Origin of the sequence: Micromonospora andamanensis (assembly GCF_016863495.1) — a bacterium.
In the GTDB taxonomy this organism is placed as follows: Bacteria; Actinomycetota; Actinomycetes; order Mycobacteriales; family Micromonosporaceae; genus Micromonospora; species Micromonospora andamanensis.
Map to the genome: position 1 here is coordinate 17,842 of NZ_BOOZ01000005.1, position 16,487 is coordinate 34,328.

The window sequence follows — 16,487 nt, forward strand, 5'->3', positions numbered from 1 at the left end:
GCTCCAGATCGGGGAGGGGTTGGGGCAGTAGGCGTCAGAAGGAGTTGGGGGCCCGGCGTCCGGCGACGCCCTTGGCGTAGGCCGACATCGCCGCCGACACGGCGGCCGGGTCCAGCTTCCGCCGCGGGTCCGCGCTCGGTTGCGGTACCTCGGGAACGAGGTGCGGCTGCGGCACCCGGCGCGGCAACCCGACCTGGGTGGCCACCGTTGTCGTCGTGGTCGCCCATTTCTCACCGGCATCGGCTGGCCAGACGACGGCCACCGAGTCGCCGTCGAAGGCAGTCTTGAACCAGCCGTTCACCGTCGGCCCGACCGGCAGCCCCACCGCGGCGGGTTGCGGCTGAGCCGCTGGCTGGAACAGCGGTGCGGGTACCGGCGGTGGGGCGACCGAGCTGGACGGCACCGGAGTGCTCGCCCGCACGGTGCCGGACGTGGCGACGCCGACCGGCACCCGCCCGGCGTTCGGCGTGCGGGCGCCGGAGCCGGCCACGGGAACGTCGGCGCGGGTCACGGCGGCCATCGCCGGCCGCCCGCCGGCTGCGGACGGGCGGGTCCGCCCCAGCTCGGACTCCACCGGCAGCGGCTGCTGGACCGGTCGGCGCACGACGATCGGTGCCGGCAGCGCGATCTCGGCCACCGTGCCGCCGGTCGGTCCGGGACGCAGCTCGACCTTCACCGCGTGCCGGGCAGCGAGCCGGGCGACCACTGTCAGACCCATGGCCCGCACCCCCGACACGTCGACCGAGGACGGGTTGGCGAGCGCCGCGTTCAGTTGCTCGCACCGCTGCCTGGAGAGCCCGACACCCTGGTCCACCACCTGGACGATGGCCCGGTCGGAGAGGGCGTGCCCGGTGACAAGCACCTCGGCATCCGGCGGGGAGTATCCGGTCGCGTTGTCCAGCAGCTCGGCGACCAGGTGGACGATCTCGTCGACAGCCGTGCCGGCGATCGCCAGCTCCTGGTCCACCGAGCCGATTCGGACCCGGGTGTAGTGCTCGATCTGGGACAGCGCCGCCTGGACCACGTGGTCGAGCGGTACCGGCTCCTGGCGTACCCGGGAGATGCCGGAACCGCCGAGCACCAGCAGGCTCTGGTTGATCCGCGCCATCCGGGTCGCGAGGTGGTCCAGTTGGTACAGCTGCTGGAGCCGCTCCGGGTCGGCCTCGTCCCGCTCGACCTCGTCGACCTGGGCCAGCATCGCGTCCACCAGCCGCTGCTCACGCCGGGACAGGTGGACGAAGATCTCCGCGATGTTGGCCCGCATCACCGCCTGTTCGCCGGCGATCCGGACCGCCTCCCGGTGCAGGGCCCGGGTCGCGGTGGCCACCTCGGCGATCTCGTCGGAGCCGGTGATCCGGAACTCCGACACCGACCGGTCGGCGACCTCGTTCGGCTGCACGCTGCCGGGTGGGGCGGCGCTGAGTTCCCGGACGACAGCGGGCAGCCGGTCGTACGCCACAGTTGTCACCGTGTTGCGCAGGGACCGCAGCCGCCGGGTGATCCGCCGGGCCACCACACCTGTGAGTACGGCGGTCAGCGCCAGGACCAGGAAGATACCGACGCCCTGGAGCAGCGCGTTACGCAGCAGTTGCCCGCGCTCGGTCGACACCCGGTCCGCCACGGCGGCGTCCAGGTCGCTCTGGATCCGGAACATCTGGCTGACCCAGCCGTCGGTCGCCTCGACCCAGGCGTTCGCGTCGACGGCGAGCCGTCCATCGGGAAGCGTCCGGCCCACCTGGTCCTGCAGCCGTTGCGCGGCGACGACCTGTGGATCGGTACCGATCTGCTCCCAACTCGCCGCCCACCCCGGTTCGGCGAGGGCCAGGAAGGCGTTCGTGGCCTCGGCGTACCGCGCCTGGGCACCGACGATCTCCTGCTGCCCGGCCGGGGTCAGCTCGCCCCCGGCGAGGCTGCGCAGCACGATCACCTGGAGCTGGCCGATCGCCTCGCCCGCTTCGGAGACCGCCACCGCGGCCCGGACGTCGTCGGCGATGTTCGTCGAGGTGTCGGTGGCCACGGACGCGCGGTAGGTGAGCAGGTCCGCGACGAGGATGCGGTAGCTGAAGGCGATCGCGGACAGCGTGGCGCGAGGGCTTGAGCGGACCTGCTCGCGTACCGCGCCGAGCGCCGTCAGACCGGCGTCGATCCGTTGCAGGGCGGAGTTCCCGCTCGACACCTCGGCCCTGTCGCGTTGGAACTCGACGATCTCGGCGTCGGTCCGGGCGACCTGATCGTCGAAGGCGGCGCTGGCGGCCTGACTCTGGGTGGTCACCTCGACCGCGGCGATCACCCGTTCGGCCTGTAGGGCCCGGGCCAGCGCGCCGGCCTGAGTGGAGAGTCTGACGACGTCCTGCACGGTGCCCGCGTTGAGCACCTGCCGGACCGTACCCTCAAGGGCCAGGCCGGCGAAGGCCACGACCGCGATCAGTGGTACGGCGACCAGCAGCCGTAGCAGGCGGACGATGCTGCCCCGGGCCAGCCATCCCCGACGCGCTTCGGCATGGGTACGCACTGCGGCTGCCGCTGTAGCACGTGTCACAGGCGTACTCCGCCCCCTTGCCTCATCGACGTTGATCTCAGCAGGAACCGACGCAGGCGTCGGTTACATGGTGGAGGGTGGGCGTGCCTGCCCACGTCAGAGCGCCATTCCTACCACGATGTATCGGTTCACCTCTAGATCCCCACTCGCCCGCCGGTGGGTTGACTGACGTCTCGGACATGAACCGAAGGCACGACAGCGAAACTTGTTCGACCAATCGTTGTGAACGAATGGAGGAAAGGGCGAGGTCCGATCCGGCTCGATCTTGTTATGCACGTACCCATACCCCCATGGGGTATATGGTGGTGTCGGGAGGCGATGACATGTCCCACGACGACGCCCAGCACCACCCGCAGCAGCACGGGCCCGGCGGGCACGACAAGCATGCCGGACACGATCCGGCGGCGTTCCGCCGCAAGTTCTGGCTCAGCCTGGCGCTGACCGTGCCGATCGTGGCCACCAGTCACATGGTGATGGACTGGCTCGGCTACGACCTGGACTTTCCCGGGATCGGCCTGGTGGGGCCGGTGCTCGGCACTGTGGTCTTCGGCTACGGCGGCTGGCCGTTCCTCCAGGGCGCGGTACGCGAGATCCGGGATCGGGCACCGGGGATGATGCTGCTCATCGCGATGGCCATCACTGTCGCGTACGTGGCATCGCTGGCCACCTCGTTCGGCGCCTTCGACCTGGACTTCTGGTGGGAGCTGGCCGCGCTGGTGACGATCATGCTGCTCGGGCACTGGCAGGAGATGAAGGCGATCGGCCAGGCCCAGGGCGCCCTGTCGGCACTTGCCGCCCTGCTGCCCGACGACGCCGAGCGGCTCGACCCGGACGGGCAGCCGCAACGGGTGGCAGTGGCCGAACTGGGCGTCGGCGACGTGGTCCTGGTCCGGCCGGGCTCGCGGGTCCCGGCCGACGGGACGGTGGTCGACGGTCGCGCCGAGCTGGACGAATCGATGATCACGGGTGAGTCGCGGCCGGTGCCGCGCTCGACAGGCGACCGGGTGGTGGCCGGCACGGTGGCCACCGACGCGGCGCTGCGGGTCCGGATCGAGGCCGTCGGTGACGACACCGCACTTGCTGGCATTCAGCGGCTGGTGGGCGAGGCCCAGCAGTCCAGCGGCCGGGCCCAGGTGCTGGCCGACCGGTTCGCCGCCTGGTTGTTCTACATCGCCACCGCGACCGCCGTGCTGACCCTGGCGGTCTGGTCCCTGCTGGGCAACGTGGACGAGGCGGTCGTGCGGACGGTGACGGTGCTTGTCATCGCCTGCCCGCACGCGCTCGGCCTGGCCATTCCGCTTGTCATCGCGCTGTCCACCGCGGTTGCCGCAAAGGCCGGCATCCTGGTCAAGGACCGACTGGCCCTGGAACGGATGCGCACTGTGGACACGGTGCTGTTCGACAAGACCGGCACGCTGACCCGGGGCGAGCACGTCGTCACCGACGTCGCCGCCAGCACCGGCACGACCGGGCGTGACGTCCTCGCCATCGCGGCGGCGGTGGAGGCCGACAGCGAACACCCGCTCGCCCGGGCGATCGTGGCTGCCGCCGCCGACCAGCAGCACCGGCGGGTGGCGACCGGGTTCGACTCGCTGACCGGCCGTGGTGTGCGCGCCGAGGTGGACGGGACGACCTATGCCGTAGGCGGTCCGGCGCTGCTGCGAGAGTACGGCGTGACGGTCCCGGATGAGCTGGACGAGCACCGGCGCGACTGGTCGCGCCGGGGCGCGGCAGTGCTCTACCTGCTCCGGCTGGGCGACGACCGGGCAGTGGTCCTCGGCGCCCTCGCGCTGGCCGATCAGGTTCGGCCGGAGGCCCGGCAGGCCGTCGCCGACCTGCGCGGGCAGGGCATCCGCAAGATTGTGATGATCACCGGAGACGCGCGTCCGGTCGCCGAGGCGGTCGCTGCCGACCTCGGGTTCCGCTCCGGTGCGGACGAGATCTTCGCCGAGGTGCTGCCGGCGGAGAAGGACGACACCGTCACAGAGTTGCAGCGGCGAGGACTGCGGGTGGCCATGGTGGGCGACGGGGTCAACGACGCTCCCGCCCTGGCCCGCGCGAACGTGGGCATCGCGATCGGCGCCGGCACCGACGTGGCCATCGAGTCCGCCGGGGTGGTGCTCGCCTCGTCCGATCCGCGCGGCGTGACCGGCGTGATCCGATTGTCTCGGGCCGCGTACCGGAAAATGCTTCAAAACCTGGCCTGGGCCGCCGGTTACAACGTGATCGCGCTACCACTCGCCGCCGGGGTCCTGGCCTGGGCCGGGGTGGCGCTGAGCCCGGCGGTCGCCGCCGTGCTGATGTCGGCCTCCACGATCGTCGTCGCGCTCAACGCCCAACTGCTGCGCCGCGTCGAACTGCGCCCGCCGGACTGAACAGGGCAGTTTCGTACAAGACTGCGTCGGGGTGCCGGACCCAGACTCGGCAGCATGGATACCGTCACCGAGCCCGTACGCTTCGACACCAAGATCGCGGTCCTGCTCCGCGACGACCTGCCGACCTGGCAGCGGCTCAACATGACCGCGTTCCTGGTCAGCGGCATCGGTCAGGCCGCGCCCGAGGTGATCGGCGAACCGTACGCCGACGCGGACGACACCGCCTACCTGCCCATGTTCCGGCAGCCTGTGCTGGTGTTCGCCGGCGGGAAGGAGACAGTGACCGCCGCCCACCATCGCGCCGTGGCCCGCGGGTTGCCGCTCGCCGTCTTCACCTCGGACCTGTTCCGGACCGGAAACGACAGGGACAACCGGGCGGCGGTTCGTGCCGTCGGCCGCGACCACCTCGACCTCACCGGGCTGGCCGTGTACGGCCCGAGGAACGCCGTGGACAAGGTCCTCAAGGGGGCCCGGATGCACCCGTGACCCGGCCCCGGCGGGTGTACTGGCCGGGATTGAAGCCGAGGATCCGTTTGAAGTGCCGGCTCAGGTGTGACTGGTCGTGGAAGCCGGCGGCGACGGCCACCTCCCGGGCCGGCAGGCCCTCCCGCAGCAACCGTCGGGCGAGATCCACCCGCCGGGAGATCAGATACTTGTGCGGCCCGATGCCGAAGGCCGCGGAGAAGGCCCGCACCAGGTGGGTCGGGTGGGCGTGGAGCAGACCGGCGGCCTCCGCCAGGGTCACGCCCACCACGATGCGTTCGTCGAGCAGGTCCCGGAGCCGCCGGGCGATCCGTGCGTCCCGTGGCGGCGGGACAACCGGCGTACGACGGTCCAGTCGCGCCCGCAGGCGCGCGACGACGAGCGCGAGATGCACCTCGGCGGCGAACTCGTCACCCGGTTCGGTAAGCCCCGCATGCAGCAGATCGATCCGCCGCCGCAGGGGTTCGTCGTCGAAGGCCGGCCGGTCCACCGCCCGACCCGCGAGGTGCTCGTCGAGCTGCCCGGGGGCGAGGTAGAGGACCCGCTTGCGGAACCCCTGCGAAGTGACCGGGGAGCCGTTGTGCGGCACGTGCGGTGGCAACAGCGTGACCACCCGCCGGAACGCGCCGTGCTCGTGGCGGTCCAGGTCGTACCGGACGACTCCCTCGTCGACCACGAGCAGCGCCCAGCTGTCATGGATGTGCATCGGGTAGGCGTGATCGGTGAATCTCGCGTGCAGCACCTCGGTGATCCCGCTGACCGAGGGCGACCAGACCCGTACCTGCTGTCGGCCGGACACCGCCGAACTGTAACCGCTCCGCCCGGTCGCGCAGCGGCTGTCACCTGGCCGTTGGTGACCGGGGCAACTGTGGCGGGCGGAACTTTCAGGCGGTCCGGGCCGACAAACCTGATGACATCGATCTTCGAGGGGAACTCCATGCCCAGCGTCCTGCCTCGCCGGTTCCTGCGCCCGGCGGTCCTGTTCACCGGGGCCGTGCTCATCGTGTCCCTGGCCGCCTGCGGGTCGTCCGGGGAGACCTCGGCCGCTCCCACACCGTCCGCCACCGCCACCGCCGACGCCAGTGCCGAGGCCGGCGTGCTGGGCGTACGCGACCCGTGGGTGAAGGCCGCCGACGAGGGGATGACCGCGGCGTTCGCCACACTCGTCAACGACGGAGACACCGACGTCACGATCACCGGTGCCGCCACCGACGTGTCACCTATGGAACTGCACGAGATGGCCATGGCGGACGGGAAGATGGTCATGCGAGCCAAGCAGGACGGTGTGGTGATCAAGGCGCGGAGCGAGTACAAGCTCGAACCGGGCGGCGACCACCTGATGTTGATGGACCTGGCCCGGCCGGTGCAGGCCGGTGATGAGCTGACCTTCACCCTGACCTTCGCCGACGGCCGGAGCCAGACGTTCAGCGCGGTGGCCAAGCCGTTCACCGGAGCGCAGGAGTCCTACGCGCCGGGACACGGCGAGCCCATGCCCTCCATGTCGGCGAGCCCCAGCCCGGCACCGTGACTCCCCCCAGCCGGCCGGTGAGCCGGCGTGGCCTGCTCACCGGCGGCGCGCTGGCCGCCGGTGGCACGCTCGCGGGTGCCGCAGCGGTCGCCGTCACCCGCGCCGAGCCACCGGTACGCCAACCGGAGCGGACGCCGGTGGCGGTGGCTGTCGGCGAGGCGATCGAGCCGTTCCACGGGGTCCGGCAGGCGGGAGTCGTCAACGAACCCCAGGCGCATGCCGCATTCGTCGCCTTCACCCTGCGCCCGGCCACCGACCGGGCCGCCCTCGCGCGGCTGCTCCGGCTGCTCTCCGACGACGCCGCCCGGCTCACCCAGGGCCGACCCGCGCTCGCCGACACCGAACCCGAGCTGGGGCTGCTGCCGGCCCGGCTCACCGTCACCTTCGGCTTCGGCCCGGGCCTGTTCACCGCCGCCGGTCTCGACGACCGTCGTCCGCCCTCGATTGCCGAGCTGCCCCCGTTCCCGATCGACAGGCTGCAACCCCGCTGGTCCGGCGGGGACCTGCTGGTGCAGATCTGCGCCGACGACCCGATCACCGTCGCCCACGCGCAGCGGGTTCTGATCAAGGACAGCCGACCGTTCGCCACGGTGCGCTGGGTGCAGCAGGGTTTCCGGCGGGCGGCCGGCGCCGAGCCGGGCCGGACCCAACGCAACCTCTTCGGCCAACTCGACGGCACCGCCAACCCGAAGCCGGGTACGCCTGTGGAGACGGCGGTCTGGATCGATGACGGTCCGGAGTGGCTACGCAACGGCACCACACTCGTGGTGCGGCGGATAAGCATGAACCTGGAAACCTGGGATCTGCTCGGACGTACCGACCGGGAACTCGCGGTCGGGCGACGGCTGGACAGCGGTGCCCCGCTGACCGGCACCCGAGAACACGACGAACCCGACTTCGCCGCCCTCGGCCCGGACGGGCTGACTGTCATCCCGGACTTCTCCCACCTCACCCGGGCGCACGTCACCGACGACCGGTTCCGGATCCTGCGCCGCCCCTACAACTACGACGGCGTACCCGACGCGGACGGCACCGCGGACAGTGGGCTGATCTTCGCGGCGTACCAGGCCGACATCGCCACCCAGTTCCTACCCATCCAGCGGCGGCTAGCCGAGCGGGACCTGCTCAACGAGTGGACCACTCCGATCGGCTCCGCCGTCTTCGCCGTCCCACCCGGCTGCCCGGAGGGCGGTTGGGTAGGTCAGCAACTGCTCGACTGACGAGGAGAATGACAAGCATGTCCAGCCACCTCCGCCGACGGTCGACAGCTGCCGTCCTCGCCGCCGCGCTCACCGTCGCCACCGCCCTGCTGATCGGGCCGGTCCAGCCGGCGTACGCCCACAACGTGCTGCGCAAGGCCACGCCCGCGCAGGACGCCACGCTCAAGAAGGCACCCAGCAAGATCACCCTGGAGTTCCTGCAGAAGCTGAACCCCAAGTTCACCACCATCACCCTCAGCGATGCCGACAAGCAGCAGGTGACGGTCGGCGAGCCTGAGGTGAGCGGCACCAAGGGCATCGTCAGCATCGATCCCACGCTGCCCAACGGCGTCTACACGGTCGCGTACCGGGTGGTCTCCGCCGATGGGCACCCGGTGCAGGGGTCCTACACCTTCACCGTGGCCGATCCCACGGCCACCGCCGAACCGAGCCCCAGCCCGACGGCGAGCGAGCCGGCACCGACCACGCCGGCGAGCCCGAGTGCCGAACCGAGCGCCTCGGCCGCTTCCGCCAGCCCGGCCGCGAGCGGCTCCTCCGACAGCCCCGGTACGGCGGCGCTGCTGGCCGGCGGCGGGGTCCTGCTGGCTCTGGTGGCCGGCGCGGCGGTGCTGCTGCTGCGTCGCCGAGCCGCAACCCGGGGTGGCCCGACGCGGTGAGCAGTGTCGGCGGCCGGGCGCGGTGAGTGTCGCCGGGGACAGGGCACGACGGTCAGCGGGTCGGGCCGGACCTCGGCGCTCAGGCTCGCCGGGGAGGCCGGCCGGCGGCACCTACGGTCTCAGCGCAGCAGCACCGGGCCGGCGTCGATCCGGGTGCGGAACAACGCGTACGGCTTGCGACGCAGGTCCCGGCCCTGCTGGAAGCTGGCCCGACCCGCGTGAGGCGGGTGTCAGCCGGCCGCGGGCGGGTGTTGCCGGGGGACGGGCGGACCGGCGGTGTCCGCGTAGCCAGCGGCCTGGAGGGTGAACAGGCTGGCGTAGCGGCCACCGGCGGCGACCAGGTCGTCGTGGGTGCCCTCCTCGACCAGCCGACCGTGATGCAGCACGAAGATCCGGTCGGCGTGCCGGACGTTGGCCAGCCGATGCGTGATCAGGATGGTGGTGGCCCGACCACGCCGGTCCCGGATGGCCTGGAACAACGCGTCCTCCGCACGCGGATCGAGCGCGGAGGACGGCTCGTCCATCACCAGCAATTCGGCGTCGCGGAGGAAGCCCCGGGCCGCGGTGATCCGCTGCCACTGCCCGCCGGAGAGATCCTGTCCCTTGGCGAAGGTGCGGTCGAGCAGCGTCTCGTACCCGTGCGGCAGCTCGCGGATCATCTCGTCGGCGACCGCGCGGGTGGCGGCGGCCTCGATCCGGTCCTGCCGGGCCTCGGTGTCGATGTCCCCGATGGCGATGTTCGTGGCGGCGGTGAACGGCCACTTGTGGTACTCCTGGGTGACCACGGCGATGCGACCACGCAGTTCGTCGCGGTCGAGTTCGGACAGGGGCCGCCCGTTCCAGCGGATCACGCCGTCGCTGGGCGTACGCAGGGCGGCGATCATCGCGGCCAGGCTGCTCTTGCCGGAGCCGTTCTCCCCCACGAAGGCCACCGTCTGCCCCGCCTCGACGCTGATCGTCACGCGATCGACAGCCGGGGTGTCGCGATCCGGGTACCGCAGGCTCACCTCGTCCACGGTGAGCACCCGCAGCCGGTCGGGTGCCGCCGCCGTCACCTGCGCCGGCAGATAGGTGGCGGCGCGGGTCATGAATTCCGTGTAGTCACGGAAGTGCTGCCCCTCGGTGTAGACGCGGTCCATCTGGAAGGTCACCACGGCCAGTGAGCGCTGCGCCGCCTGGACCGCGATCACACAGGTGGCCGCCGCCGCGAGCGGGATCTGCCCGTCGATGAGCAGCAGCCCGAGCAGCACGTAGACCACGGCGGTGGCGACGCCCCCGATCATGGAGCCCACCGTCACCGTCGTGGTCACCCGACGCGCCAGAGCCAGTTCGATGTCGGTCTCCACAGCCATCACCCGGTCGTACTGGTCCAGCAGGAACCGGCGCAGCCCGTACGAACGCAGCTCCGGTGCGGACGCCCGTTCGGCCATCAGCCGGTGCAGCAACCACATCCGACGCCGCCGGACGGACCCGGCGATGTATGTCTGGTACCGCAGATGCCCTGCCCGCAGCGACGCCCACGCGTTCGGCACGGTGGCGACAAGCAGCGCTGGCAGCAGCAGCGGGTGGATCACCACCACGGCCACGGTGACCGCGACCACTCCGACCAGCCCGGCGAGCAGGTTCATCGAGGCGGGTACCAGGTCGACGGCGGAATCGGTGCCCCGGGAGGCGCGTTCCATGTCGTCGGCGAAGGCGTCCGCGTCGAAGGCTTCCAAACGTACGGCGGTGGTCACCTCGAACAGGCCCCGTTCCACCTCCCGGCTCACTCGGGGGGTCAGCCCGTTCAGGGCGTAGCCGGTGGCGATGGCCATCCCGGACCGCGCCGCCGTCGCGGCGGCCAGCACGGCGAGCGCCGGCAGCGCGGCCACCACCTTGTCTCCGGTCGGCCCACCGGCGAACAGCTCCACGAGCACCCGCTGGGTCGCGAGCAGCCCAAACGCCGACATCACCCCGGCACCGACAGTCGCACCGGCGACCACTGTGGTACGCAGCCGGTCGGCCCGCCAACTGATCCGCAGGGCGGCCCAGATCAGCCTGGGCAGTTCGGCGAAGACGGCGAGCAGGCCGGCCTCGGTCCGCGCCCGCATGCCCGTCTCCCACCACATGGCCCGCATCTCGGGGAGCACCGACTCCCCCGTCGCCGACCCGGTCTGCTCCGCTCGGTCACGACGCCGGGTCGACGTGGCGGCCATGGGGACACCTCCTGGGGTCGGCGACACGCGGCAGCCGCTCCCGCCGGACAGCGGCACCGCCGAGAGGCGGAGCCGCCGACATAGCCAAAGGCGACCGACCAGCTACTTATGGTCACTGCCGACGCGGCCGTGGTCCAGCCCTGTCGGCGCGCCGAACCGCCAGCATCCGCAGCGGGTCCCGGTCACCGCCCCCGGGCGTACTCCGGCAGTCGGCGGGCGACCTGCTCGGGTGAGGGCATGCGGGCGATCTCCCTGGCCAGCGTCCACGCCGCGTCCCGATGGTCGTTGCGGCCGGGCAGCAGTCGGCGGGTGCACTCCGCGATGGCGTCGGCAGTCACCTGTTCCGGCGTCAGCCGCAACCCGGCACCGGCGACGCGGAGCGCCTCGGCGTTCGCGAACTGGTCGGCGCCCTGCGGCAGGACCAGTTGCGGTAGGCCGGCGGCGAGCGCTCCGAGCGTCGTGCCACTACCGCCGTGATGCACCACCACGTCCACGTACGGCAGCAGGTCGGCCTGCGGAACCCAGGGGCGGACCACGACGTTTCCCGGCACCTCGCCGAGTTCCGCCACCGGCACCCGGCCGGTGGCGACCACCACCTGGACGGGCAGCCCGGCCAGGCCGGCCACGGCCTCGGCGAGCAGGTCCCGGGTGGCGAAGGCGGTCCCGAACGTCAGGTACACCAGCGGCAGCCCGGTGTCGACGAGCCCGGACAGCGGCGCCGGCTCGGCGTACGGGACGGGACGCAACTCGATGCGGTTCGCCGAGTCGAGGAACGCCCGGTCCTGGAGGGAGGGCGGGCAGATGTCGAGATGGGGCCGACCCGACGCGGCGGCGATCCGGGTGGGAGGTTCCAGTCCGATGCCGTCCGGGAACATTCGGCCGAAGCCGTGCCACATGCCGGGGATGCCCGCCGAGTCGGCGGCTGTCGCCGCACCGGGCACCCCCCAGCCGTATACGACCAGGTCCGGCGCGAGCCGGTCCAGTTCCGGTGCCAGGTCCTCGGCGTACATCTCGTAGTAGGTGTCCGCTGGACGCACCGGTCGCAGACCGTTCGCCGCCAGTGGGGCGTGTACCGCCTCGCCAGCCGCGAAGTGCACCTCGTGCCCGCCGTCGCGTACCGCCCTGGCCAGAGGGATCATCGGGTAGGTGTGACCGACGGAGGCCAGGCTGGCGAACAGGACCCGCATCGCGTCACCGTAGTGGTACCGGGTCAGGCGCCTCGCGGGGCGTACATGATGACGGCGACGCCGAGCAGGCAGAGCCCGGCGCCGGTGATGTCCCACCGGTCCGGGCGGAAGCCGTCGAAGACCATCCCCCAGGCGAGGGAGCCGGCGACGAAGACCCCGCCGTACGCGGCCAGGATGCGGCCGAAGTTCGGGTCGGGCTGGAAGGTGGCGACAAAGCCGTACGCGCCGAGGGCGAGCACCCCGGCGGCGACGAACCACAGCCCCCGGTGCTCCCGCCAGCCCTGCCACACCAGCCAGGCCCCGCCGATCTCGGCGATCGCGGCCAGGGCGAACAGGAGCACGGAACGCAGCACTGTCACCGCCGCACCCTATCGTCGCGGCAGGTCGAGCCCTGGATGGACGGCGGGTGGGCGGCGTTATCCTCTGCACAGGGCATCCACCGGAGGTGCCCGTGGCGGTGGGGCCCGCCACCCCGCCGGTGCGGGGCAACCGCGACGCCCGCCGCCAACGGTCCCTGCCAGGGCAGACGCGTACTGGTAGGGGGTGACGATGGGGCCACGGCGACCACCCGTCGATCCGGATGTCGATCTCAGCGTTCCGCGCCAACGCGCGGAACTGCGGGGCGGGACCGCCAGCCTGCTCGCCGTGATCGCCGTTGGCGGCATGACCGGCGCTGTGGCGCGGCACGGACTGGCGGTGGCCCTTCCGCACCCGCCCCACGGCTTTCCCTGGTCCACCTTCGCCGTCAACGTCTCGGGCTGCCTGCTCATCGGGGTACTGATGGTGCTGATCACCGAGGCGTGGACCGCGCCGCGACTGGTCCGGCCCTTCCTCGGCGTCGGCGTGCTCGGTGGCTACACGACCTTCTCCACGTACGCCGTCGAGGTACAGCAGGCGGTGGCGGCCGGCGCGGCGCGGACCGGCCTGCTGTATCTCGCCGGCACCATCGTCGCCGCCCTCACCGCCGTCTTTCTGGGCATCACCCTGGCCCGACTGGCGACGGGTGTGGGCCGGGATCGGAGCGGCGGATGACTGTCATCCTGGTGGCGCTCGGCGCCGCCCTCGGCGCGCCGCTGCGTTACCTGGTCGACCGGGCGGTGCAGGCACGGCACGATTCCGTCTTCCCGTGGGGCACCCTCACCGTCAACGCGGTGGGCTCGCTCGTTCTCGGCGTCCTGATCGGTGGCGCCGCCGTGGACGCGGTACCCGGTTCGCTTGTCGCCCTGCTCGGCGTCGGCCTCTGCGGTGCCCTCACCACCTACTCGACCTTCGGCTACGAGACGATCCGGCTCTTCGAGGACGGTGCCCGTCGTCATGCGCTCGTCAACGTGGGCGTCAGCGTCGTCGCCGGCCTGGCTGCCGCGTTCGTCGGGGTCACCCTCGCCGAGCTGCTGTGGGCCTGACCGTCACCTGGCCTTGCTCCGGCGGTGACCGGGCTCGGTGGCGACGGCCGGACACTCAGCCGAGATTGCGGCGCAGCCGCTTGTCGACGGCGACCACGACGGCGGAGACCGCTCCGACGGCCAGGATGCGCAACCACACTTCGGGCCCGATCGGCGCGGTGCCGAAGATCGCGTTCATCGGTGGCAGGTACGTGATGGCGAGCTGGCAGAGCGCCTGCGCGGTGACGCCGAGCAACAGCAGGCGGTTGGTGAAGAAGCCGATCCGCCAGGCCGAACGAGTCAGCGACCGGCAGCTGAACAGGTAGAACGTCTCGACCACGACGAAGACGTTTAGCGCTGCGGTGCGCGCCTGGGCGACGTCGGCACCGGTGGACTGCTCCCACTGGAACACCCACCACGCACCGGCCACCAGCAGCATTGCCACCAGCACGATCCGAATCACCAGCGCACCTGTCAGCAGCGGCCGGGCCGGGTCCCGAGGCGGCCGTCGCATGATGCCGCCCTCCTTCGGCTCGAAGGCCAGCATCAGGCCGAGCAGGACGGCGGTGGTCATGTTGATCCAGAGGATCTGGGTCGGCAGCAGCGGCAGGGTGGCACCCAGCACGATGGCGAGCAGCACCACCAGCCCTTCGCCGAGGTTCGTCGGCAGCGTCCAGACGATGAACTTGGTGATGTTGTCGAAGACCCCGCGCCCCTCCTCCACCGCGGCCTCGATGGTGGCGAAGTCGTCATCGGTGAGGACCATGTCGGCCGCTTCCTTCGCCACCTCGGTGCCGGAGCGGGCCATGGCGATGCCGATGTTCGCCTGCCGCAACGCGGGGGCGTCGTTGACCCCGTCGCCGGTCACCGCGACCACGTGGCCGCGTTGCTGGAGCGTCTCGACCAGCCGGAGTTTCTGTTCCGGGGAGACCCGGGCGAAGACGGCGGCCCGGTCGACCGCCTCGGCGAACCCCTCGGCGGGCAACTCCTCGAGATCGGTGCCGGTGACCACCCGGGCCGGCCGTTCCGAGTCGAGCAGCCCGAGCTGACGGGCGATGGCGCCGGCGGTCGCCGCATGGTCCCCGGTGATCATCTTGACGTCGATGCCGGCCGTGTGGCACGCCCGTACCGCCGGTGCCGCGGCGCTGCGGGGTGGGTCGAGCATCGCCTGGAGCCCGGTGAGGACCAGGGTGCCGGGCAGTGCGACCTCGTCGAACCCGTGCTCCGGGTCGTCCGGCGGGCGTACGGCGGTGGCGAGCACCCGCAGCCCGCGGCCGGCAAGTTCCTCAGCCGCCCGCAGAGCGGCGTCGGCGCGGAGCGACCGGATCTCCCCGTCGGCACCCATCTCGCCCCGGCACATCGACACGATTCGTTCGACACCGCCCTTGGCCAGGACCACCTCGCGGCCCGTGGCCCGCTCGTCGTGCAACGTCGCCATGTACTGCCGCTTCGAGTCGAACGGGATGGTGTCCCGACGCGGATAGTCGGCCGCCAGCCGGCCGTGGTCGATCCCCACCTTGGCCGCGACCACCTGCATGGCGCCCTCGGTCGGGTCGCCGGCGAGCAGCCACTCGCCGTCCTGCTCGCGGACCCGTGCGTCGTTGCACCCGGCACCGGCCAGCAGGGCCCAGCGCAGCGCCTCACCACCCCGACCGGCGTCGCGGACCTCCCCGTCCGGCCGGTAGCCGGAGCCGGTCACCTCGAACCCGCCGTCCGGGGTCCACACCGTCCGCACCGTCATCTGGTTCTCGGTAAGGGTGCCGGTCTTGTCGGAACAGACGACAGTCGTGCTGCCAAGCGTCTCGATCGCCGGCAGGCGACGGACCACCGCCCGCCGTCGGGCCATCCGGGTCACCCCGATGGCCAGGGTGATCGTGACCGCCGCCGGCAGCCCCTCGGGTATCGCACCGACGGCGAGCGCCACGGCCGCGGTGAACGTCTCGACCGCGTCCTGGCCACGGAGCAGGCCGACCGCGAAGGTCACCGCCGCCAGCACCAGGATGATCACGGTCAGCACCTTGCTGAACCGGGCCAGCTTGCGGGTCAGCGGCGTGGCCAGCGCCTCCGCCGCGCCGACCAGACGGTGGATCTGTCCGAGTTCCGTCTCGGCTCCGGTGGCCACCGCGATACCGGCACCGCCGCCGGCCGCGACGAGCGTGCCCGACCAGACCATGTTGCGTCGGTCGGCGACGGGCGTGCCCACCGGCAACTCCGCCTCCAGCTTGTCCACCGGGACCGACTCACCGGTCAGCGCCGACTCGTCGACCCGCAACTCGGCCAACCGGACCAACCGCAGGTCGACAGGCACCTTGTCGCCCGCCTCCAGCACCACCAGGTCACCGGGGACCAGGTCATCGGAGGAGATCGCCCGCAGCTCACCGTCGCGGATCACCCGGGCCTCGGTACGCACCATCGACCGCAGGCTGTCCAGCGCCGCCTCGGCCCGCGACTCCTGGGCGTACCCGATCGCGGCGTTGATCAGCACCACCGCGAAGATGACAGTGGAGTCGACGTACTCCCCGAGGACCGCGGTGACCACGCCGGCCGCGATCAGCACGTAGATGAGCGGGTTGTGGAACTGCCTGACGATCCGACGCAGCAGGCCGCCACCACCTGCTGCGGGCAGCACGTTCCTGCCGTACCGGCCGAGCCGCCGGGCGGCCTCCGCGCTGCTCAGGCCGCGCTGCGGATCCGTCTCCAGCAGCAGCACCACCTCGTGGGCGGACATGCCGTGGTGCTCGTCGGACCGCGACGTCCCAGCCGACTGTTCGAGCGTCACCGTCACCCCGCCGACGATCAGAGAACCGGACCCGCGTCGCCCAACCCGGTCGCCGTTTCCGCCCCCGGTGGCCGGCCGGACGCCGCGTCCACCATCTTCCGGGACGAACTCCATCCAGCAGGCCGGAACGCCTGATCACGCCC

General features: G+C 71.8%; 13 protein-coding genes. 7 read left to right on the forward strand and 6 right to left on the reverse strand.

What is annotated here, in order from left to right; all coding sequences use genetic code 11:
* Window positions 1–34 precede the first annotated feature (34 nt).
* Window positions 35–2,539, reverse strand: a complete 2,505-nt coding sequence (locus tag Van01_RS06650; RefSeq protein ID WP_204002129.1) for a sensor histidine kinase — start codon at window positions 2,537–2,539, stop codon at window positions 35–37.
* A 323-nt stretch (window positions 2,540–2,862) separates the two neighbouring features.
* Here Van01_RS06650 and Van01_RS06655 point away from each other — a divergent pair, with 323 nt between their 5' ends.
* Window positions 2,863–4,914, forward strand: a complete 2,052-nt coding sequence (locus Van01_RS06655; RefSeq protein WP_239098906.1) for a copper-translocating P-type ATPase — start codon at window positions 2,863–2,865, stop codon at window positions 4,912–4,914.
* Window positions 4,915–4,968: 54 nt separating this feature from the next.
* Window positions 4,969–5,400, forward strand: a complete 432-nt coding sequence (locus tag Van01_RS06660; RefSeq protein ID WP_204002131.1) for a DUF2000 domain-containing protein — start codon at window positions 4,969–4,971, stop codon at window positions 5,398–5,400.
* Here the strand turns inward: Van01_RS06660 and Van01_RS06665 are convergent.
* On the reverse strand, window positions 5,375–6,196 hold the full coding sequence (locus Van01_RS06665) for a helix-turn-helix transcriptional regulator (RefSeq protein WP_204002133.1): 822 nt from the start codon (window positions 6,194–6,196) through the stop codon (window positions 5,375–5,377). The two genes, Van01_RS06660 and Van01_RS06665, sit on opposite strands and share 26 nt — an antisense overlap.
* 138 nt (window positions 6,197–6,334) lie before the next feature.
* Here Van01_RS06665 and Van01_RS06670 point away from each other — a divergent pair, with 138 nt between their 5' ends.
* Genes Van01_RS06670 through Van01_RS06680 form a run of 3 tightly spaced genes read left to right on the forward strand, consistent with a single transcriptional unit; the run spans window position 6,335 to window position 8,801 of the window.
* Window positions 6,335–6,925: a copper chaperone PCu(A)C gene (locus Van01_RS06670; protein ID WP_204002135.1), complete on the forward strand. Its 591-nt coding sequence runs from the start codon at window positions 6,335–6,337 to the stop codon at window positions 6,923–6,925.
* A gap of 17 nt (window positions 6,926–6,942) precedes the next feature.
* On the forward strand, window positions 6,943–8,145 hold the full coding sequence (locus Van01_RS06675; protein WP_204002518.1) for a Dyp-type peroxidase: 1,203 nt from the start codon (window positions 6,943–6,945) through the stop codon (window positions 8,143–8,145).
* A 17-nt stretch (window positions 8,146–8,162) separates the two neighbouring features.
* The gene (locus tag Van01_RS06680; RefSeq protein ID WP_204002137.1) at window positions 8,163–8,801 is read left to right on the forward strand and encodes a copper resistance CopC family protein; all 639 of its coding nucleotides are present in this window, start codon (window positions 8,163–8,165) and stop codon (window positions 8,799–8,801) included.
* A 230-nt stretch (window positions 8,802–9,031) separates the two neighbouring features.
* Here Van01_RS06680 and Van01_RS06685 read toward each other — a convergent pair whose 3' ends face one another.
* From Van01_RS06685 to Van01_RS06695, 3 genes are all read right to left on the reverse strand, one after another.
* Window positions 9,032–10,918 (reverse strand): ABC transporter ATP-binding protein, encoded by a 1,887-nt coding sequence (locus tag Van01_RS06685; RefSeq protein ID WP_373306219.1) that lies wholly within the window; start codon window positions 10,916–10,918, stop codon window positions 9,032–9,034.
* 260 nt (window positions 10,919–11,178) lie between these two features.
* Window positions 11,179–12,183: a glycosyltransferase gene (locus Van01_RS06690; protein ID WP_204002143.1), complete on the reverse strand. Its 1,005-nt coding sequence runs from the start codon at window positions 12,181–12,183 to the stop codon at window positions 11,179–11,181.
* Between the two features lie 23 nt (window positions 12,184–12,206).
* Window positions 12,207–12,542, reverse strand: coding sequence for a YnfA family protein (locus Van01_RS06695; protein ID WP_204002147.1), 336 nt, complete (start codon window positions 12,540–12,542; stop codon window positions 12,207–12,209).
* A gap of 190 nt (window positions 12,543–12,732) precedes the next feature.
* Between Van01_RS06695 and crcB (Van01_RS06700) the strand changes: the two genes are divergently transcribed.
* On the forward strand, window positions 12,733–13,215 hold the full coding sequence (gene crcB / locus Van01_RS06700; protein WP_204002149.1) for a fluoride efflux transporter CrcB: 483 nt from the start codon (window positions 12,733–12,735) through the stop codon (window positions 13,213–13,215).
* Window positions 13,212–13,586, forward strand: a complete 375-nt coding sequence (crcB, locus tag Van01_RS06705) for a fluoride efflux transporter CrcB (RefSeq protein WP_204002151.1) — start codon at window positions 13,212–13,214, stop codon at window positions 13,584–13,586. Before crcB (Van01_RS06700) ends, crcB (Van01_RS06705) begins: the two co-directional genes overlap by 4 nt.
* Window positions 13,587–13,641: 55 nt before the next feature.
* On the opposite strand, the gene Van01_RS06710 is transcribed toward crcB (Van01_RS06705), so the two are convergent.
* Complete coding sequence (locus Van01_RS06710; protein ID WP_204002520.1) at window positions 13,642–16,293, reverse strand: HAD-IC family P-type ATPase; 2,652 nt, start codon at window positions 16,291–16,293, stop codon at window positions 13,642–13,644.
* Between the last annotated feature and the right edge of the window lie 194 nt (window positions 16,294–16,487).

Bases quoted from the DNA above. Each gene is read 5' to 3' on its own strand.
- Van01_RS06655 (WP_239098906.1), top strand. From the start codon at position 2,863: ATGTCCCACGACGACGCCCAGCACCACCCGCAGCAGCACGGGCCCGGC.
- Van01_RS06660 (WP_204002131.1), top strand. From the start codon at position 4,969: ATGGATACCGTCACCGAGCCCGTACGCTTCGACACCAAGATCGCGGTC.
- Van01_RS06670 (WP_204002135.1), top strand. From the start codon at position 6,335: ATGCCCAGCGTCCTGCCTCGCCGGTTCCTGCGCCCGGCGGTCCTGTTC.
- Van01_RS06680 (WP_204002137.1), top strand. From the start codon at position 8,163: ATGTCCAGCCACCTCCGCCGACGGTCGACAGCTGCCGTCCTCGCCGCC.
- Van01_RS06685 (WP_373306219.1), bottom strand. From the start codon at position 10,918: ATGCGGGCCATGTGGTGGGAGACGGGCATGCGGGCGCGGACCGAGGCC.
- Van01_RS06690 (WP_204002143.1), bottom strand. From the start codon at position 12,183: ATGCGGGTCCTGTTCGCCAGCCTGGCCTCCGTCGGTCACACCTACCCG.
- crcB (WP_204002149.1), top strand. From the start codon at position 12,733: ATGGGGCCACGGCGACCACCCGTCGATCCGGATGTCGATCTCAGCGTT.
- crcB (WP_204002151.1), top strand. From the start codon at position 13,212: ATGACTGTCATCCTGGTGGCGCTCGGCGCCGCCCTCGGCGCGCCGCTG.
- Van01_RS06710 (WP_204002520.1), bottom strand. From the start codon at position 16,293: ATGTCCGCCCACGAGGTGGTGCTGCTGCTGGAGACGGATCCGCAGCGC.